Raw genomic sequence first — 15,873 nt, forward strand, 5'->3', positions numbered from 1 at the left:
TCCGTTCCTGGAGTCCCCCATGACCTCTTCGCCTTCCACCACCGAAACCATCGTGCTCGGCGGCGGCTGCTTCTGGTGCACCGAGGCGGTGTTCGACCGCGTGCAGGGGGTGGTCGACGTGGAATCGGGCTATTCGAACGGCCAGACGGTCAACCCCAGCTACGAGCAGGTCTGCACCGGCCGCACCGGCCACAACGAGGTGGTCAAGCTGACTTTCGACCCGGCGCAGATCGCCCTGCGCGAGATCCTCGAGATCTTCTTCGTGGTGCACGACCCCACGACGCTCAACCGCCAGGGCAACGACGTCGGCACCCAATACCGCAGCGGCATCTACTACACGACCGAGGCGCAGAAGCAGGTGGCCGACGAGGTCATCCGCGAGATCGAGGCCGGCAAGACCTACGCCTCGCCGGTGGTGACCGAGGTCAAGCCGCTCGACAACTACTCGACCGCCGAGGCCTACCACCAGGACTACTTCCTGAACCACCCGAACCAGGGCTACTGCGCCTTCGTCGTGGGACCGAAGGTCGAGAAGTTCCAGAAGACCTTCGCCGCGCGCGTGAAGAAGTGAAGAAGGCCTGACCGCTTCGCTCCCGGGCCGTCCTGGCCCGATTCCTGCCAGCTTTTTCTTCGTGCACACGCTTCGCCGTCCCGTCTCCGTCTCCGCCCGCGCGATGCTCGTCGTGCTGGCGGTGGCGCTGTGGCTGTCCGGCACGCTCGGGCTGATGCACCGCACGCTGCACGTGCCCGGGCTGGCGACGGCCACGGCCGCCGAGGCCACGGCGTCCCGGGCCGAGCATGTGCATCCGCATGGCATCGCCAGCCTGTTCGGGCTGCACACCGATGCCGAGTGCCGGCTCTACGACCAGCTCTCGCACGGCGCCAGCGCGCTCGGCGTGCCGCTGGTGGTGCTCCCGGTGCTGCTGCCTTTCGCCACCTTCGCCTGGCTGCAGGGCGAGGCGCTGGCGCGCTGGGTCGCGCTGTTCGACGCACGCGGCCCGCCTGTCGCTCGCTGAATCCCCCGTTTCCGATTCGCCGCCACCCGTCGCGCACGGGTGGCCGGCGGTCGCTGATCGATTCAACGAGTTTTCATTCATGACCCCCCAATTCCGTCGCAACGCCATCGGCGCTGCCGTTCTTTCGCTCGCCTCGGCCGCGGCCCTGGCCCAGACCGCACCCGCCGATCCCTCGCCGAACCCGCAGCAACCCACCACCAGCCTGCGCGAGATCACCGTCACCGGCAACCCGCTGGGTGCCAGCGACCTGATCGCGCCCACCACCACGCTCTCGGGCGACGAACTGCTGCTGCGCTCGCAGTCCACCTTGGGCCAGACGCTCGACAACATCCCCGGCGTCAGCAGCACCTACTTCGGTCCCAATGCCAGCCGGCCGATCATCCGCGGCCAGGACGGCGACCGCATCCGCATCCTGCAGAACGGCGGCGGCGCGCCCGACGCCTCGGCGCTGAGCTACGACCACGCGGTGCCGGTCGACGCGCTGGTCACCGAGCGCGTCGAGGTGCTGCGCGGCCCGTCGGCGCTGCAGTACGGCGGCAGCGCGGTCGGCGGCGTGGTCAACCTGATCGACAACCGCATCCCGAGCGAGCCGATCGAGGGCTTCGGCGGCCGCGCCGACCTCGGCTACGCCACCGGCAACCGCGAGAAAAACGGCGCCGTGATGCTCGAGGGCGGCAACGGCCGCTTCGCGCTGCATGCCGATGCCTTCAAGCGTGACTCGAGCGACGTTTCGGCGCCGATCGACCTGAACTGCGAGAAGCCCGGCTCGCCCTGGCGCGCGCGCAAGATCTGCAACTCGGCCAACGAGGCGCACGGCGGTGCGATCGGCGGCACGCTGTTCTTCGACCGGGGCTGGATCGGCGCCTCGGCCAGCACTTACCGCAGCAACTACGGCACCGTGGCCGAGGACGACGTGACCATCGCGATGAAGTCCGACCGCTACGCGATCGAGGGCGAATGGCGCCCGGGCGGCATCATCCGCAGTGTCCACGCCAAGCTCAGCCACACCAACTACCGCCACACCGAGTTCGAGGGCGCCGAGGCCGGCACCACTTTCTCGAACATGAGCAACGACCTGCGCGTCGAGGTACGGCACGAGAAGATCGGACCGCTGGAAGGCCTGATGGGCTTCAGCGCCGAGACCAACCGCTTCGCCGCCGACGGCGAGGAAGCCTTCGCGCCGCACAGCCGCACGCGCTCGCGCGCGCTGTTCCTCTACGAGGAGATGGGCACCTCGTGGGGCAAGCTGAGCTTCGGCGCGCGCACCGAGCGCGTCACCGTGCGCTCGCTCGGCTATCCCGACGATCCGAGCATCAACCGCTTCGCGATCGGCGAGCGCACCTTCAACCCGAACAGCGCCGCCTTCGGCGCTTTGGTCAACCTCGCGCCGCAGTGGCAGCTGACCTCGAACATCGCCTACACCGAGCGCGCGCCCAAGGACTACGAGCTGCTGGCCAACGGCCCGCACGTGGCCACGGCCGCGTGGGAGGTCGGCAACCCGAACCTCAGCAAGGAGCAGTCGACCGGCTTCGACCTCGGCGCGCAATGGAAGTCGGGGCCGAACACGGCGCGCGTCAACGCCTACGTCACGCGCTTTCGCAACTACATCGGCCTGACCGCCTCGGGCCGCACGCTCGACGAGGAGGGCCAGGTCGTGACCGACCCCGAGGTCACCGACACGCTGGCCGAGTACCTCTACAACGGCGTGCGCGCGCGCTTCACCGGCATCGAGGCCAGCGGCAACCTGCGCCTGCTGGGCAGCGACGGCTTCGCGCGCATGGCCGACGCCGGCACGCTCGACCTCGAATGGCGCGGCGACCTGGTGCGCGCGAAGAACACCGACACCGGCGAGCCGCTGCCGCGCATCGCGCCGGTGCGCGTGGGCGCCACGCTGGTCTACGGCAACGGCCCGTGGAGCGGCCGCGTCGGCTTCGACTACAACGCCGCGCAGCACCGCGTGCCGGGCGTCGGCGCGCGCGAGACCGATGCGTACACGCTGTGGAACGCCTCGATCGCCTACCGCATGAAGGTGCAGCGCGCCAACCTCACCTGGTATGCGCGCGTCGACAACATCGGCAACAAGCTGGCGTACAGCGCGACCTCGATCCTGACGACGACGGTGTATCCGGCCGCGCCGCTGCCGGGGCGGTCGCTGAAGGTGGGCGTGCGCGTGACCTTCTGACCGGAGGGTGCCTCCTTCCCCCGGCGGGGGGGAGGCCGGCGCGAACGCTCGGCTATCCTCGACCGGTGAATTCGTTCGTCATCTCCTCCCTCCTGCCCGTCGTGCTGCTGATCGCGGCGGGCTACCTGGCCGGGAGGCGCCGCTGGATCGGCGGCAACGCGGTCAAGGACCTCTCCAACCTGATCTTCCTGCTGCTCGCGCCGGCGCTGCTGTTCCGCGCGATGAGCGGCGTGCACGTCGAGGAACTGCGCTTCAAGCCGGTGGCCGCCTACTTCATCGCCTCGGGGCTGCTGTTCGCGGCCACCTTGGCGCTGCGCGGCTTCAACCGCACGGGCGCGGTGCTCGCGCTCGCCAACACCTACAGCAACACCGTGATGATCGGCATCGTGCTGGTCGGCCTGGCCTATGGCGAGGCCGGCATGGTGGTGCTGCTGACCTTGATCTCGCTGCATTCGCTGGTGCTGATGACCAGCGCCACCGTGGTGCTCGAGCTCGCGGTGGCGCGCGAGCATGCGGTGGTCAGCGGCGCCGAGAAGCGCTCGATGCTGCGCACCGTGCTGCGCGCGCTGCGCAACGCCATCATCCATCCGGTGCCGCTGCCGATCATCGCGGGCCTGCTGTTCGCGCAGAGCGGCTGGGTCATGCCGCAGCCGGTCGACCGCACCATCGAGCTGCTGGGCCAGGCCTTCGGCCCGGTCGCGCTGGTCATGGTGGGCATCACGCTGGCGCTCACGCCGGTGGGGCGCTACTGGCGCGGCGCACTGGTGCAGGCCAGCGTCAAGAACCTGCTGCATCCGCTCCTGGTGGCGATCATCGGCTGGGCGCTCGGCGTGCGCGGCCTGCCACTCACGGTGATGGTGGTCGCGGCCGCGCTGCCGATCGGCGCCAACGTGTTCCTGTTCTCGCAGCGCTACCGCAGCGCCGAGGACCTGGTGACCGCCAGCGTCGCGGTCTCCACGCTGCTGGCGCTGGCCACGCTCACGCTGGTGATGCTCTGGGTGCAGTGGTTGCCCTGAGGCCGACCGCGGGCCACGCGAAACCGTAGCCTTTCGATTTCCTGCCCGCCCCGCGCCCCCTATGCCGTTCGGCAGGGTGGCCGTTTGGCGAGATGTGGAGCGCCGCCGGCCGCTCTACATTTCCCCGCTGATGATTTGCCAGACGCGATCCATGCCCGTTGCTGCGATGGTGCTGATCGCGACGGCGATCGCGCCATGGCTGCTGCTGGGCGCCGCCACGCCGGCGGCGGCGCAGGCCAAGCCGTGCCGCACGCCCTGTCTGGCCGTGCCCAAGCCGGAGGAGAAACCGGCGTCCGAACCGGCGAAGCCGCCGGCCGCCGTCGACCGGCCGAGCGAGAAGGCGGCCGCGCGGCCGCCGCCCAAGCCGCGCGCGCCGGTCGAGGCGCCGCCGGCCCGCGTCGCGGAGCACGAGGCCGACCGGCCCGCGCCCGCGCGCCGGCCGGCGCCGACGAAGCGCTGCACCGAGATCAACATGCGCGCCGCCGTGGGCGAGCCGCTGTCGGACCAGGACATGACGTACTTGAGGAGCCAATGCTGATGATGAAGATCCCCTCCAGCCTGCGCAGCGCGCTGCGCGCGATGGCGCTCGGCGCCGCCGCCGTGCTGCTCGCGGCCTGCGCGGCACAGCGTCCGCAGCCGGGCAACGCGATGCCCTTCGAACAGGCCGTCGACCAGGCGGTGGACGACTTGATGGTGCAGACCAAGAAGCTGCCGGGTTTCCTCGCCAAGGTCGAGTCCTCGATGAAGCAGAGCCGCATCGTCATCGACCCGCTGCTCGAGAGCGCCAGCGGCCAGCAGACCGAGGTCACGCGCGTGGCCGAGCAGCGCATCGTCCAGCGCATGCAGGCGCAGTTCGAGCAGTTCACCGTGACGCCGTTCAACAGCACCGAGATCGCCACCGCGCAGTACGTGCTCAACGGCACGCTGGTGCGCGACAAGGAAGCGGGCGGCTCGCCCTACCGGCTGAACCTGGCGCTGACCGAGATCAAGAGCGGCGTGGTGATCGCGCAGTCGGTGGCGCGCATCAGCGATGCCTCGCTCGACACCCGGCCCACGGCCTTCTTCCGCGACAGCCCGGTCAACGGCAAGGACCGCGGCGTCGAGGGCTACATCCGCACCGCCGAGACCCAGCCGGGCCAGGCCGCCGACGCGCTCTACCTCGAGCGCCTGCCGACCGCGACCGTGATGCAGGAAGCCACCGCCGCCTACGAGGCCGGCCGGCTGCAGGAGGCGCTGGCGCGCTACGACGCCGCCTCGCGTCGCCCCGACGGGCAGCAGCTGCGCGTCTACAGCGGCCTGTACCTCACGCAGTCGCAGCTCGGTCGCACCGCCGATGCCGAGAAGACCTTCGGCACGCTCGCGCGGCTGGGGCTCGAAACCAACAACCTCAGCGTGAAGTTCCTGTTCAAGCCGGGCTCGACCGACTTCCTGGCCGACCCGAAGATCAGCGCCGCCTACCCGATGTGGCTGCGCCAGATCGCGCGCCAGGCGGCGCAGATCGATTCCTGCGTGGTCGTGACCGGCCACACCAGCCGCACGGGCTCGGAGGCGGTCAACGAACGGCTGTCGCTGCAGCGCGCGGTGACCGTCAAGACCCGGCTGGTGGGCGAGGCCCCGCCGCTGGCGAAGAAGCTGCGCGAAGCCGGCGCCGGCTTCCGCGAGAACATCGTGGGCACGGGCGCCGACGATGCGAGCGACGCGCTCGATCGTCGCGTCGAATTCAAGGTGACGGCCTGCGAGGCCTGATTTGTCAGGGGGCTAGCCGTTCGCGCGTCCACAGGCCGGCCTCGAGCCGGTAGCGCAGCCGGTCGTGCAGCCGGCTCTTGCGGCCCTGCCAGAACTCCCAGCGGTCGGGCACCAGCCGATAGCCGCCCCAGTGCGGCGGGCGCGGCGGCGAGAGCAGGTACTTCGCGGCGGCGACGGCCGCATTCTTCACCAGCACCTCGCGCCCGCCGATCACCTCGCTCTGCGGGCTGGCCCAGGCGCCCAGGCGCGAATCCAGCGGGCGGCTCGCGTAGTAGGCGTCGCTCTCGTCGGCGCCGGCCTTCTCGACCCGGCCCTCGATGCGCACCACGCGCTCGAGCTCGACCCAGTGGAACTGCAGCGAGGCATAGGGGTTGCCCGCGAGCTCGCGACCCTTGCGGCTCTCGTAGTTGGTGTACCAGACCAGGCCGCGCGCGTCGTAGCCCTTGATCAGCACGATGCGGCTCGAGGGCCGCAGGTCGCTGCCGACGGTGCACAAGGTCATCGCGTTGGGCTCGGGCACCTGGGCGTCGATGGCCTCGTCGAGCCAGCGTTCGAACTGGCGCAGCGGATCGTCGGCGCTGTGCGCCTCGCCGAGCTCGGCGCGCTCGTAGCTCTTGCGCAGCGCGGCCAGCGATTCTTTGGAAGTCGGGGAAGTCATGGCGGCATTGTTGCCCAAGCGATACTCGCGCCGTGACCCCCCTCGCGAATCCCCCGACCGTGATCGTGCTGGCCTCGGGCCGCGGCGAACGCTTCGTGGCCGCCGGCGGCAGCGGCTCCAAGCTGCGCGCGCCGCTGGCCGGCAAGCCTGTGCTCGAGCGCACGCTCGACGCGGTGCGCGCGAGCGGCCTGCCCTGGCATGTGGAGGACGCGGGCCATCCGGGCATGGGCGATTCCATTGCCGCCGCGGTGCGCGCCACGGCGGGCGCGGCCGGCTGGCTGATCCTGCCGGGCGACCTGCCGCTGGTGCTGCCGCAAACGATGCGCGCGGTGGCCGCGGCGCTCGCGGGCGGCGTGCAGGCGGCGCAGCCGAACTACCAGGGGGAGCGCGGGCATCCGGTGGGCTTTGCCGCCGGCTGCCATGCGGCGCTCGCCGCGCTCGAAGGCAACTTCGGCGCGGCGCCCGTCCTGCGGGCTTTGCGTGCTATGGATTCGGTAGCTGACCTGGCGCTCGACGATGCCGGCGTCGTGACCGACATCGACACCCCCGAGGCCCTGGCGTGCGCCGAGGCGCTGTGGCGCGCGCGCGAGGCGGCCGGCGCACAGCGCGCCGGCTGAACGAAGCCCTTACTTGCCGATCACCGCGCAGGCGATGCGCGGGCCCGAGTTGCCGGCCGGCTGCGTCGTGAAGTCGTCCTTGTCGCGGTGCACCACCAGCGCGCGGCCGATCACGCTGTTGGCGGCGCCCGGCGTCAGCGAGATCGCATGGTTCTCGACGCTGAAGCGTGCCTCGCCGGCGCCGTTGGCCACCAGGCTCGGCAGTTCGCCCGCATGGCTGCCCGGCGCGGCGAATTTGCCGTGAGTGCCGCCGCTGGGGTTGAAGTGGCCGCCCGAGGCATTGCCGTTGTCGCCGCAGTCGCCCTTCTCGTGGATGTGGAAGCCGTGCTCGGTGTTCGGCGGCAGGCCGCGCACGATGCCGGCCACGCGCACGCCATGCTCGAGCGCGGTGAAGGTGACGGTGCCCGTGGTCGGGTTCGGCGTGATCGCGCCGGTGGGCACCAGGTCGACCGTGGTGGCGGGCTTGCCGCCCAGCGTGCCGCAGGCGGCCAGCAAGGTGGCCGCGAGCACGGCGGTGGCGGCGCCGGCGAGGCGGCGGGAGGAGTTCTTCATTGTTGGTCCTTGTCGGGAGATCCGGAGGGTCCGGAAGGTTGAGAGGATTTCTTGTCGGAAGACCCTGCGACGTATACCGGAGGCGGCACCACATCGCAATCGGTCGGGGCCGGCGATGCAGTGTGCCCGGTCGATGTGTCCGAGGCCACGGCAGGCGGGACGGCCAGCGCCACCAGCCGCGCGAGCGCCACGTCGTGGATCGCATGGCGGCGCAGCTCCTCGAGCGTCTGCTGCGCATAGTCGAGCGAGCTGCCGTAGCGGCCCACGGCATTCGCGAAGATGTGGCGGTAGCGCTCGTCGCTGAGCTCGCCCGTGAAGTCTGGGGCTGCGCCGCGACAGCGTGAAGGCCAGCGCGCTCACCGGCCCCGAGGCGGTGGTGCAGCGCAGCCACTTGGGGTCGTAGACGCCGGTGGGCATCTCGCGCAGCCAGAGCCGGCGCAGCGTGTCCAGGCCCTGCGCGGCCGGCACGCGGAACACCATGCCGCGCACGCTGCCGCCCGAGAGCAGGCCGAACACCAGGCCCGGCGTCTGCACGCTGCCGCGGTTGACGCGGCTCCACATCTTCAGCGCACGGTGCCAGCCGCGCACCCAGGCCGGGCGGCGCTCGATGAAATCGAACTCGGGCCGCCAGATCAGCGAGCCGTAGCCGAACAGCCAGAGGTCCTCGTGGCCGCCCCATTCGGCGATGGTGCGCTCGAGCATCGGTTGCGGGTCGCGCAGCGGCTTGGGCAGCGGATCCAGACCCGGCGGCCCGGGATTGGGGCGCCGGGTCCGAGCCCGAGGTGGGGCCAGCGCCTACAGTGTCGGGAGAAGGACCCATGCCTACAATTTCCTGATCATGGTTGACCACCCCATTATTTACCGGCCGCTTTCATCCTATGGAGCACGCGTGACGAACAACACCGACGACAGCCAGCAGAATTTCGCCCTCGGACTGATCGCGATCCTGCTGCTGCTGATCGTCGGTGGGGTGATCGGCTTCGCGGCGTGGCACAAGACGCCCGCCAAGGCTTCCGCGACGGCGCAGACCGCCATCACGGTGCCGGCCGCGGCCCCGGCCACCCAGGCCACGGTGGCCGAGGTCACCGAGACCGTCACCGTCACGATCCCCGACGGCGCCAGCATCCGCGTCGCCAACGGCGTGGTGAACTTCTACTTCGCGACCGGCAGCGCCGACCTCGCGCCCGGTGCCGCGGAAGCGCTGGCCGCGGTCATCAAGGGCGTCGAGGCCGGCCGCAAGGCCGTGGTCTCGGGCTTCCACGACACCACCGGCGACGCGGCGGTCAACGAACAGCTCGCGAAGAAGCGTGCCGAGACGGTGCGCGACGTGCTCGTCGGCCTCGGCGTGCCGGCCGACAAGATCGACCTGCTGCGCCCGCCCGTCACGGCCGGCAGCGGCAACGATGCGCAGGCGCGTCGGGTCGAGGTCAAGCTGCTCGATTGATTCGAGGCCGCCGCGGCGCGCGGAATGCGCCGCAACGCGGGCTCGCGCGGGCCCGCGTCCGGTGTTCTGCAAGCATCGGTATCCAGGCGTGGATTCGTATTGGCACGGTGCCCTATTTCCATCGGGCCCTGGCGTCGTCCTTGCTACGATGAATCCATCTCGAGGTCGCCCCACGCGACAGTGGCGATCGATCGGCAAAGCCACCGACACAACATCCCCATGAGCAGCACACACCCCATCGTCCTCGACGTCACCGATCGCATCCGCGATCGCAGCAAGGCGCAGCGCGGCGCCTACCTCGCGCGCCTGGCCGAACTGCGCCAGCGCGACCGCGGCTCCGACCGCATGGGCTGCGCCAACGTGGCGCATGCCGTGGCCGGCATCCCGGCCAACGACAAGTTCCGCGTGGTCGCCGAGCGCGCGCCCAACATCGGCATCGTCACCGCCTACAACGACATGCTCTCGGCCCATGCGCCGTACCAGGGCTACCCCGACATCATCAAGCACGAGGCGCGCCGCCTCGGCGCCACCGCGCAGGTGGCCGGCGGCGTGCCCGCCATGTGCGATGGCGTCACGCAGGGCACGCCCGGCATGGAGCTGAGCCTGTTCAGCCGCGACCTGATCGCGATGAGCACCGCGGTCGCGCTCACGCACGACATGTTCGATGCCGCGCTGATGCTCGGCGTGTGCGACAAGATCGTGCCGGGCCTCCTGATCGGCGCGCTGCACTTCGGCCACCTGCCCACCGTGTTCGTGCCCGCGGGGCCGATGCCCTCGGGCCTGTCGAACAACGCGAAGTCGAAGGTGCGAGAGCAGGCCGCGCAGGGGCTCGTGGGCCGCCAGGGCCTGCTCGAGGCCGAGATGGCGGCCTATCACACGCTCGGCACCTGCACCTTCTACGGCACCGCCAACAGCAACCAGATGCTGCTCGAGGCCATGGGCCTGCACGTGCCCGGCACGGCCTTCGTGCAGCCCGGCGACGCGATGCGCGAGACGCTCACGCGCGAGGCCGTGCGCACGGTGCTGGGCAAGGCGGGCGAAGCCGCCTTCCAGTGCCCGCCCATCGGCGAGATGGTCGACGAGCGCTGCATCGTCAACGCCATGGCCGCGCTGCTCGCGACCGGCGGTTCCACCAACCACCTGATCCACTGGGTGGCCGTGGCGCGCGCCGCGGGCATCGTGATCGACTGGGACGATTTCTCGAAGCTGTCGGACGTGGTGCCGCTGCTCACGCGCGTGTACCCCAACGGCAGCGCCGACGTGAACGAGTTCCAGGCCTCGGGCGGCCCCGGCTTCGTGATCGGCGAGCTGGTCGAGGCCGGACTGATGCATGCCGACGTGCTGACGGTGCGCTCGGGCGGCATCCGCGAATTCGCGGAGGTGCCGTCGCTCGATGGCGAGGCCGACGAGAAGCGTCTGCGCTGGACGCCGGCCGCCGCGCTGCAGAACGATGCCGTCACGCGGCCCGCCGCCGCGCCCTTCAGCGCCACCGGCGGCCTGAAGCTGCTGAGCGGCAACCTGGGCCGCAGCGTGATCAAGGTCTCGTCGGTGCCCGACGACCGCCATGTGGTCGAGGCGCCCGCGCGGGTGTTCGATTCGCAGGCCGCGCTGCAGAAGGCCTTCACGGCCGGCGAGCTCGAGCGCGACGTGGTCTGCGTGGTGCGCTGGCAGGGCCCGCAGGCCAACGGCATGCCCGAGCTGCACAAGCTCACGCCGCCGCTGTCGGTGCTGCAGGGCAAGGGATTCCGCGTGGCGCTGGTCACCGACGGCCGCATGAGCGGCGCCTCGGGCAAGATACCGGCCGCCATCCACGTGTCGCCCGAGGCGGCCGCGGGCGGACCGCTGGCCAAGGTGCGCGACGGCGACGTCATACGCCTGGACGCCGTCGCGGGTACGCTCGAGGTCCTGCTGCCCGCCGACGAGTGGGCCGGGCGCGAGGCCGCCACGCTGTCGGAGGCCCAGCGCTTCGCCGACGGCCACGGCCTGGGGCGCGAACTGTTCGCCGGCATGCGGCGCAATGCATTGACTGCTGAAGAAGGAGCCTGCTCATGGCTGTAAACGACAAGAACGCACTGACTTCCCTCGACGTGATGCGCGATGCGCCGGTGATCCCGGTGATCGTGCTCAACGACGTGAAGCACGCCGTGCCGCTCGCGCGCGCGCTGGTCGCCGGCGGCATCCGCATGCTCGAGGTGACGCTGCGCACGCCGCAGGCGCTCGAGTGCATCGAGATCATCGCCAAGGAAGTGCCCGAGGCCGTGGCGGGCGCGGGCACCATCCGCAGCGCGGCCGATGCCCAGGCCTCGGCGCTGGCCGGCGCGAAGTTCGGCGTGAGCCCGGGCTACACGCGCGCGGTCGGCAAGGCCTGCCACGACCTCGGCCTGCCGCTGTTGCCCGGCGTGGCCACGGGCAGCGAGATCATGTCGGCGCAGGAGGACGGCTACACCCAGCTCAAGTTCTTCCCCGCGCTGCAGGCCGGCGGCCTGCCGATGCTCAAGGCCTGGCAGGGCCCGTTCGGAGACGTCGTCTTCTGCCCCACGGGCGGCATCCATGCGGGCAACGCGGCCGAGTTCCTCGCGCTGTCGAACGTGGCCTGCGTGGGCGGCTCGTGGATCGTGCCGACCGACGCCATCCGCGACGGCGACTGGGCCCGCATCGAACAGCTCGCGCGCGCCGCGAGCCAGCTCGCACGCTGAGGCCGCCATGGGCAACGCGGATTTCGACACCAGCGACCTCAAGGTCGTGGCCTTCGACGTCTTCGGCACCGTGGTCGACTGGCACAGCGGCATCGCCGCCGAGGCCGAACAGGCCCTGCCGGGCGTCGATGGCGCGACCTTCGCGCTGGCCTGGCGCGCCGGCTACCAGCCCGCGATGAAGCAGGTGATGGAGCGCATCGCCGCGGGCGAGGGCGGCTTCACCCTGCTCGACGAGCTGCACCTGAGCATGCTCGAGCAGGTGCTGCGCGACTTCGGCCTCAGCGACCGGCTCGATGCCTCCGCGCGGCGCGAACTCAGCCGCGCCTGGCACCGGCTGCCGGCCTGGCCCGATGCGGTGGAAGGGCTCACGCGCCTGAAGCGCAGGTTCACCATCTGCTCGCTGTCGAACGGCAACATCGGCCTGTTGACCGAGATGGCCAAGCGCGCCGGACTGCCCTGGGACTGCGTCCTGTCGGCCGAGGTCTTCAAGGCCTACAAGCCCGACCCGCGCACCTACCTCGGCGTGGCCGGTGTGTTCGACGTCACGCCGGGCCAGGTGATGCTGGCCGCCGCGCACCACGACGACCTCGCGGCCGCGCGCGCCTGCGGCCTCAAGACCGGCTACATCGAGCGGCCCTTCGAGTTCGGCCGCGCGCAGCCCAAGGACGTGACGCCGGTGACGGCCAACAACCTGCATGCGCGCGACATCCTGCAGCTGGCCGAATTGCTCGGCTGCTGATCCGCGCCCCATGAAAAAGCCTGGCACCGCCAGGCTTTTCTTCGTGCGCGCCGCGCGGGCTCAGTAGCCGAAGGCCGCGCCCGAACGCCGGTTGTCGGCCGCGCCGCTGTAGACCGCGCGGCCGTTCGCGTCGCGCGTCACCGCGATGCCGCTGAGGCCGCTGAGCAGGCCCGTCACGCGCAGGGTGTCGCTGTCGTAGCCATAGCTCGCGCGCAGGCTGTCGGCCAGCGGCGCCAGCGCCGAGCCGGCCTCGAGTTCGGCCACGCCGTTCTGGCCCGTGAAGTTGGGCGCGTTGATCGCGGCCTGCAGGTCGAGGCCGTAGACCACGTGGCCCATGAAGCTCTTGACGATGTAGTCGGGGATCGGGCCGCCGCCCGCCGATCCCCAGACCAGCCGCAGCCGGCCCTCGGCATCGAAGGCGATCGCGGGTGCGATCGAGGTGCGCGGCCGCTTCGTGCCCTGGTAGCCGTTGACGTCCGAACCGGTGCTCGGCGGCGCGCTCGAGCCGGCCGAGAAGTTCGACATCACGTCGTTGAGCATGATGCCGGCCGCTTCCATGTGCGCCCCCCAGTGCGTGTTGATCGTGGTCGTCATCGACAGCGCGTTGCCGTAGCCATCGACCACCGCCACGTTGCTGGTGGTGTTCCAGTCCTCGTCGCGCGCCGTGGGGCGAGCCTGCGCCAGCCGCGTGGCCGGCGCGGCGGCGCGTCCCTTGTCGAGCGCGGCCATGGTGTCGTAGAGCGCCGGGTCAGCCGCCACGAAGCTGCCGATGTTGCCCGCGGGCGCGGTGTCGAAGGCCTTGTCGCCGATCTGCGCCGCGCGGCGGTCGAGTTCGGCCTCGCTCAGCAGCACCGAGGCGCGCGCGTTGACGTTCGACCAGGCGGGGTCGCCGATCACGGCGCGCCGGTCGACGTTGGCGAGCCGGCTCGCCTCCGCGGCGTAGTAGACGAAGCGCGGCGTGTCGAGCGCCTTCTCGTCCTGCAGCTTCTTGCGCTCGAGGATGCCGAGCGAATAGAGCGTGACGAAGCCGCCGAACGAGGGCGCGGGCTGGGTGTAGATCGTGGTGCCGAAGCGCGTGCCCACGAGCGGCTTGCGCTCCACCGCCTGGTAGGCCGCGAAGTCGGTCGGCTGCATCAGGCTCGGGATCGAGGCGATGGTTGTCGCCACCGCCGGCCTGGCGGGCGTGCCCGCGGTCGGAAGCACCGAGCGGCAGGGCAGGCTGGCGGCGGTGGTGCGCTGCACGATCGCCTGCACCGTCGGCCGGGCCGGATCGTAGAAGGCCGCGCTGCCGCCGTCGCGCACCAGCTTCATGGTCTGGGCGAGCTCGGGGTTCTTGATGAGCGTGCCGATCGGCAGCGGCTTCTGCATCGTGGCATCGGCCGGGTCGCAGTAGCGCTTCGCGATGTCGGGGTACTTGCAGCGCGCAGCGCCGCGCACCGTGCCGGCCGAGTTGACCCAGGCCGGCACGCCGCTGCCGGCGTCCACCGGGTTGCCGTCGTCGTCGAACTCGGCGCTGTCGGCATAGAGCGTCGAGTACATGTACCTGGTCATCGGGAAGCCGTTCTCGGCCAGCGCGATCGCGTCGTCCCACAGGGCGTTCCAGGCCTTGCGGCCGTAGGCGCGGTGCACCAGGTCGAGCACCGCCACCGTGCCGGGAATGCCGACCGCGCGCGCCGAGATGTTGGTGTTGCCCTGCTGCGAGGAGATGCTCGCGCCGGCCGCGAGGCCGCTCTTGCAGACGTTGTAGGGCGCGGCGCTCGACACGTCCTGCGCCACGGCCTGGTAGAGCGTGGTCGCGCCGCCGGTGGCCGCGGGCGCGGCCGAGAGGCCGTCGAAGGTGCGCACGGCCCGGGTGGCCGCGTCGTAGTAGGTGATCAGCGTGCCGCCGCCGAGGCCCGAGGCGAAGGGCTCGGCCGTGCCGAGCACCGCCTGCACCGCGATGGCCGCGTCGATCGCGCTGCCGCCGGTGGCCAGCACCTTGCAGCCGGCCTTCGAGGCTTCGTAGTGGGCCGAGGTCACCATCAGGCTGGTGCCGCTGATGCCGGCCGTCTGGCCGTGCGGGGTGCCGGCCTGCTGTACGCACAGCGCGGGATCGAAGCGCGCGCCGGGCGGGGCCGGCGGGGGCGCGGACGGTGGCGGCGGCGCGCTGCCGATGGGAAGCGCGGCGAAGCCGCCGCTGGAACCGCCGCCGCAGGCGGAAAGCGTCGCCGCGGTCACGGCGAGCAGGACTGTTGGAATGATTTTGGAGGGGTGCATCGTGGCGCTCGAATGAAAAAGGCCGACGCGTCGGTCGGCCTTTCAATCTATTGCAAATCCCGTGCCTTGCGCAGGGGCGATTGCCCCTATGCCGTGGCCCCTGGGCGGCTCAACCCGCGATCAGCTTCTCGACCGTGCGCAGGTTGCGCGTGGTGGTGCTCGACTTGTAGCGCGTCTTCGCGAGCAGCTTCGCCACCGGCGTGTCGGTGCTCTCGCCGCGCGGCAGCTCCCAATAGAGCACGCCGTCGCCGCGCTGCAGCCGGTCGGCGTCGTCATCGAGCTCGCCGGCCTTGGCCATCACCTCGTCGAGCATCGCGGGATCGGAGCCGAAGACGATGTACGGATGGCGCTCCTCGTCGACGCGCTCGAAGGGATAGTCCGCGGCCATGCGCGCCACCGTGGCCTGCGCGAGCAACACGATCCAGGCCTCGTAGCCGAAGCGCTCGCGCAGCGCCTGCTCGATGCGCTGGCGCAGCGCGGCGGTGTCGGTCTCGTCGGTGTCGAACAGCACGTTGCCGCTCGCGAGCACGGTGCGCACCGCGCCGAAGCCGAGCTCGACGAACAGCGCCTGCAGCTCGGCGCTGCGAATCGTGATGCCGTTGACGTTGACGCCGCGCAGCAGCGCCACATGGCGCACGGCCTTGCTACCAGCCTTTGTGCCGGCCTTGGCACCGGCCTTCTTCGTGGCCGGTTGCTTCTTCGCGGCGCCGGTGGCCATCGCCGATCAGCGCAATCCGCCGCCGGCCGCCTGCTCGGCGCGCTGGATCAGTTCGATCTTGTAGCGGTTCGGTTGAGTTATTGACATCAGATAAAATCCTTTTAAATCAATGACTTAACACTGTATTTGAACCGCACGACTCGGCTGGTTTATGCCTCATATATGCTCCGGCCGCCAAATTTCGGCGTTGAAGACGAAATTCGATCGATAGATCCCGTCCGGTTGAGTTGTGG

Annotated in this window: 15 protein-coding genes and 1 pseudogene; 11 read left to right on the forward strand and 5 right to left on the reverse strand. The window is 70.7% G+C overall.

Annotated elements, in window-relative coordinates; translation table 11 throughout:
* The first annotated feature begins 19 nt into the window (after positions 1 to 19).
* The 6 genes from msrA (at position 20) to ACHMXE_RS20420 (ending at position 5,960) form a co-directional block, all read left to right on the forward strand.
* Entirely contained in the window at positions 20 to 571 is a 552-nt protein-coding gene (gene msrA / locus ACHMXE_RS20395; protein ID WP_395351009.1) for a peptide-methionine (S)-S-oxide reductase MsrA, read from the forward strand.
* Between the two features lie 103 nt (positions 572 to 674).
* Complete coding sequence (locus tag ACHMXE_RS20400; protein ID WP_203202147.1) at positions 675 to 1,016, forward strand: hypothetical protein; 342 nt, start codon at positions 675 to 677, stop codon at positions 1,014 to 1,016.
* A 79-nt stretch (positions 1,017 to 1,095) separates the two neighbouring features.
* Complete coding sequence (locus ACHMXE_RS20405; RefSeq protein ID WP_395351010.1) at positions 1,096 to 3,198, forward strand: TonB-dependent receptor; 2,103 nt, start codon at positions 1,096 to 1,098, stop codon at positions 3,196 to 3,198.
* 65 nt (positions 3,199 to 3,263) lie between these two features.
* Positions 3,264 to 4,214 (forward strand): AEC family transporter, encoded by a 951-nt coding sequence (locus ACHMXE_RS20410; RefSeq protein ID WP_395351011.1) that lies wholly within the window; start codon positions 3,264 to 3,266, stop codon positions 4,212 to 4,214.
* Positions 4,215 to 4,365: 151 nt separating this feature from the next.
* Entirely contained in the window at positions 4,366 to 4,752 is a 387-nt protein-coding gene (locus ACHMXE_RS20415; protein WP_395351012.1) for a hypothetical protein, read from the forward strand.
* A complete protein-coding gene (locus tag ACHMXE_RS20420; protein WP_395351013.1) occupies positions 4,752 to 5,960 on the forward strand; it encodes an OmpA family protein in 1,209 nt (402 codons plus the stop codon). Before ACHMXE_RS20415 ends, ACHMXE_RS20420 begins: the two co-directional genes overlap by 1 nt.
* Before the next feature lie 4 nt (positions 5,961 to 5,964).
* Here ACHMXE_RS20420 and pdxH read toward each other — a convergent pair whose 3' ends face one another.
* Positions 5,965 to 6,618 (reverse strand): pyridoxamine 5'-phosphate oxidase, encoded by a 654-nt coding sequence (gene pdxH, locus ACHMXE_RS20425; protein WP_209545354.1) that lies wholly within the window; start codon positions 6,616 to 6,618, stop codon positions 5,965 to 5,967.
* 32 nt (positions 6,619 to 6,650) lie between these two features.
* Between pdxH and ACHMXE_RS20430 the strand changes: the two genes are divergently transcribed.
* Entirely contained in the window at positions 6,651 to 7,235 is a 585-nt protein-coding gene (locus tag ACHMXE_RS20430; protein WP_395351014.1) for an NTP transferase domain-containing protein, read from the forward strand.
* A gap of 9 nt (positions 7,236 to 7,244) precedes the next feature.
* Here the strand turns inward: ACHMXE_RS20430 and ACHMXE_RS20435 are convergent, their stop codons facing one another.
* Both ACHMXE_RS20435 and ACHMXE_RS20440 read right to left on the reverse strand, forming a co-directional pair.
* The gene (locus ACHMXE_RS20435) at positions 7,245 to 7,787 is read right to left on the reverse strand and encodes a superoxide dismutase family protein (protein WP_203202140.1); all 543 of its coding nucleotides are present in this window, start codon (positions 7,785 to 7,787) and stop codon (positions 7,245 to 7,247) included.
* A gap of 161 nt (positions 7,788 to 7,948) precedes the next feature.
* A pseudogene (locus tag ACHMXE_RS20440) lies at positions 7,949 to 8,489 on the reverse strand (gamma-glutamylcyclotransferase); the annotation flags it as partial.
* A gap of 187 nt (positions 8,490 to 8,676) precedes the next feature.
* Between ACHMXE_RS20440 and ACHMXE_RS20445 the strand changes: the two are divergent.
* The 4 genes from ACHMXE_RS20445 (at position 8,677) to ACHMXE_RS20460 (ending at position 12,666) form a co-directional block, all read left to right on the forward strand.
* Entirely contained in the window at positions 8,677 to 9,231 is a 555-nt protein-coding gene (locus tag ACHMXE_RS20445; RefSeq protein ID WP_281080781.1) for an OmpA family protein, read from the forward strand.
* Positions 9,232 to 9,450: 219 nt separating this feature from the next.
* Positions 9,451 to 11,289, forward strand: a complete 1,839-nt coding sequence (gene edd / locus ACHMXE_RS20450) for a phosphogluconate dehydratase (RefSeq protein ID WP_395351015.1) — start codon at positions 9,451 to 9,453, stop codon at positions 11,287 to 11,289.
* Entirely contained in the window at positions 11,280 to 11,927 is a 648-nt protein-coding gene (gene eda / locus ACHMXE_RS20455) for a bifunctional 4-hydroxy-2-oxoglutarate aldolase/2-dehydro-3-deoxy-phosphogluconate aldolase (RefSeq protein ID WP_093340093.1), read from the forward strand. Before edd ends, eda begins: the two co-directional genes overlap by 10 nt.
* Positions 11,928 to 11,934: 7 nt before the next feature.
* Positions 11,935 to 12,666: a haloacid dehalogenase type II gene (locus tag ACHMXE_RS20460; protein WP_395351017.1), complete on the forward strand. Its 732-nt coding sequence runs from the start codon at positions 11,935 to 11,937 to the stop codon at positions 12,664 to 12,666.
* 60 nt (positions 12,667 to 12,726) lie between these two features.
* Here ACHMXE_RS20460 and ACHMXE_RS20465 read toward each other — a convergent pair whose 3' ends face one another.
* Positions 12,727 to 14,922: a gamma-glutamyltransferase family protein gene (locus tag ACHMXE_RS20465; RefSeq protein WP_395351018.1), complete on the reverse strand. Its 2,196-nt coding sequence runs from the start codon at positions 14,920 to 14,922 to the stop codon at positions 12,727 to 12,729.
* A gap of 109 nt (positions 14,923 to 15,031) precedes the next feature.
* Positions 15,032 to 15,640: a DUF1697 domain-containing protein gene (locus tag ACHMXE_RS20470; protein ID WP_395351019.1), complete on the reverse strand. Its 609-nt coding sequence runs from the start codon at positions 15,638 to 15,640 to the stop codon at positions 15,032 to 15,034.
* Positions 15,641 to 15,873 lie beyond the last annotated feature (233 nt).

Source organism: Variovorax sp. UC122_21, from assembly GCF_044056785.1.
In the GTDB taxonomy this organism is placed as follows: Bacteria; Pseudomonadota; Gammaproteobacteria; order Burkholderiales; family Burkholderiaceae_C; genus Variovorax.

Bases quoted from the DNA above. Each gene is read 5' to 3' on its own strand.
- msrA (WP_395351009.1), top strand. From the start codon at position 20: ATGACCTCTTCGCCTTCCACCACCGAAACCATCGTGCTCGGCGGCGGC.
- ACHMXE_RS20400 (WP_203202147.1), top strand. From the start codon at position 675: ATGCTCGTCGTGCTGGCGGTGGCGCTGTGGCTGTCCGGCACGCTCGGG.
- ACHMXE_RS20405 (WP_395351010.1), top strand. From the start codon at position 1,096: ATGACCCCCCAATTCCGTCGCAACGCCATCGGCGCTGCCGTTCTTTCG.
- ACHMXE_RS20415 (WP_395351012.1), top strand. From the start codon at position 4,366: ATGCCCGTTGCTGCGATGGTGCTGATCGCGACGGCGATCGCGCCATGG.
- ACHMXE_RS20420 (WP_395351013.1), top strand. From the start codon at position 4,752: ATGATGAAGATCCCCTCCAGCCTGCGCAGCGCGCTGCGCGCGATGGCG.
- pdxH (WP_209545354.1), bottom strand. From the start codon at position 6,618: ATGACTTCCCCGACTTCCAAAGAATCGCTGGCCGCGCTGCGCAAGAGC.
- ACHMXE_RS20435 (WP_203202140.1), bottom strand. From the start codon at position 7,787: ATGAAGAACTCCTCCCGCCGCCTCGCCGGCGCCGCCACCGCCGTGCTC.
- edd (WP_395351015.1), top strand. From the start codon at position 9,451: ATGAGCAGCACACACCCCATCGTCCTCGACGTCACCGATCGCATCCGC.
- eda (WP_093340093.1), top strand. From the start codon at position 11,280: ATGGCTGTAAACGACAAGAACGCACTGACTTCCCTCGACGTGATGCGC.
- ACHMXE_RS20460 (WP_395351017.1), top strand. From the start codon at position 11,935: ATGGGCAACGCGGATTTCGACACCAGCGACCTCAAGGTCGTGGCCTTC.
- ACHMXE_RS20465 (WP_395351018.1), bottom strand. From the start codon at position 14,922: ATGCACCCCTCCAAAATCATTCCAACAGTCCTGCTCGCCGTGACCGCG.
- ACHMXE_RS20470 (WP_395351019.1), bottom strand. From the start codon at position 15,640: ATGGCCACCGGCGCCGCGAAGAAGCAACCGGCCACGAAGAAGGCCGGT.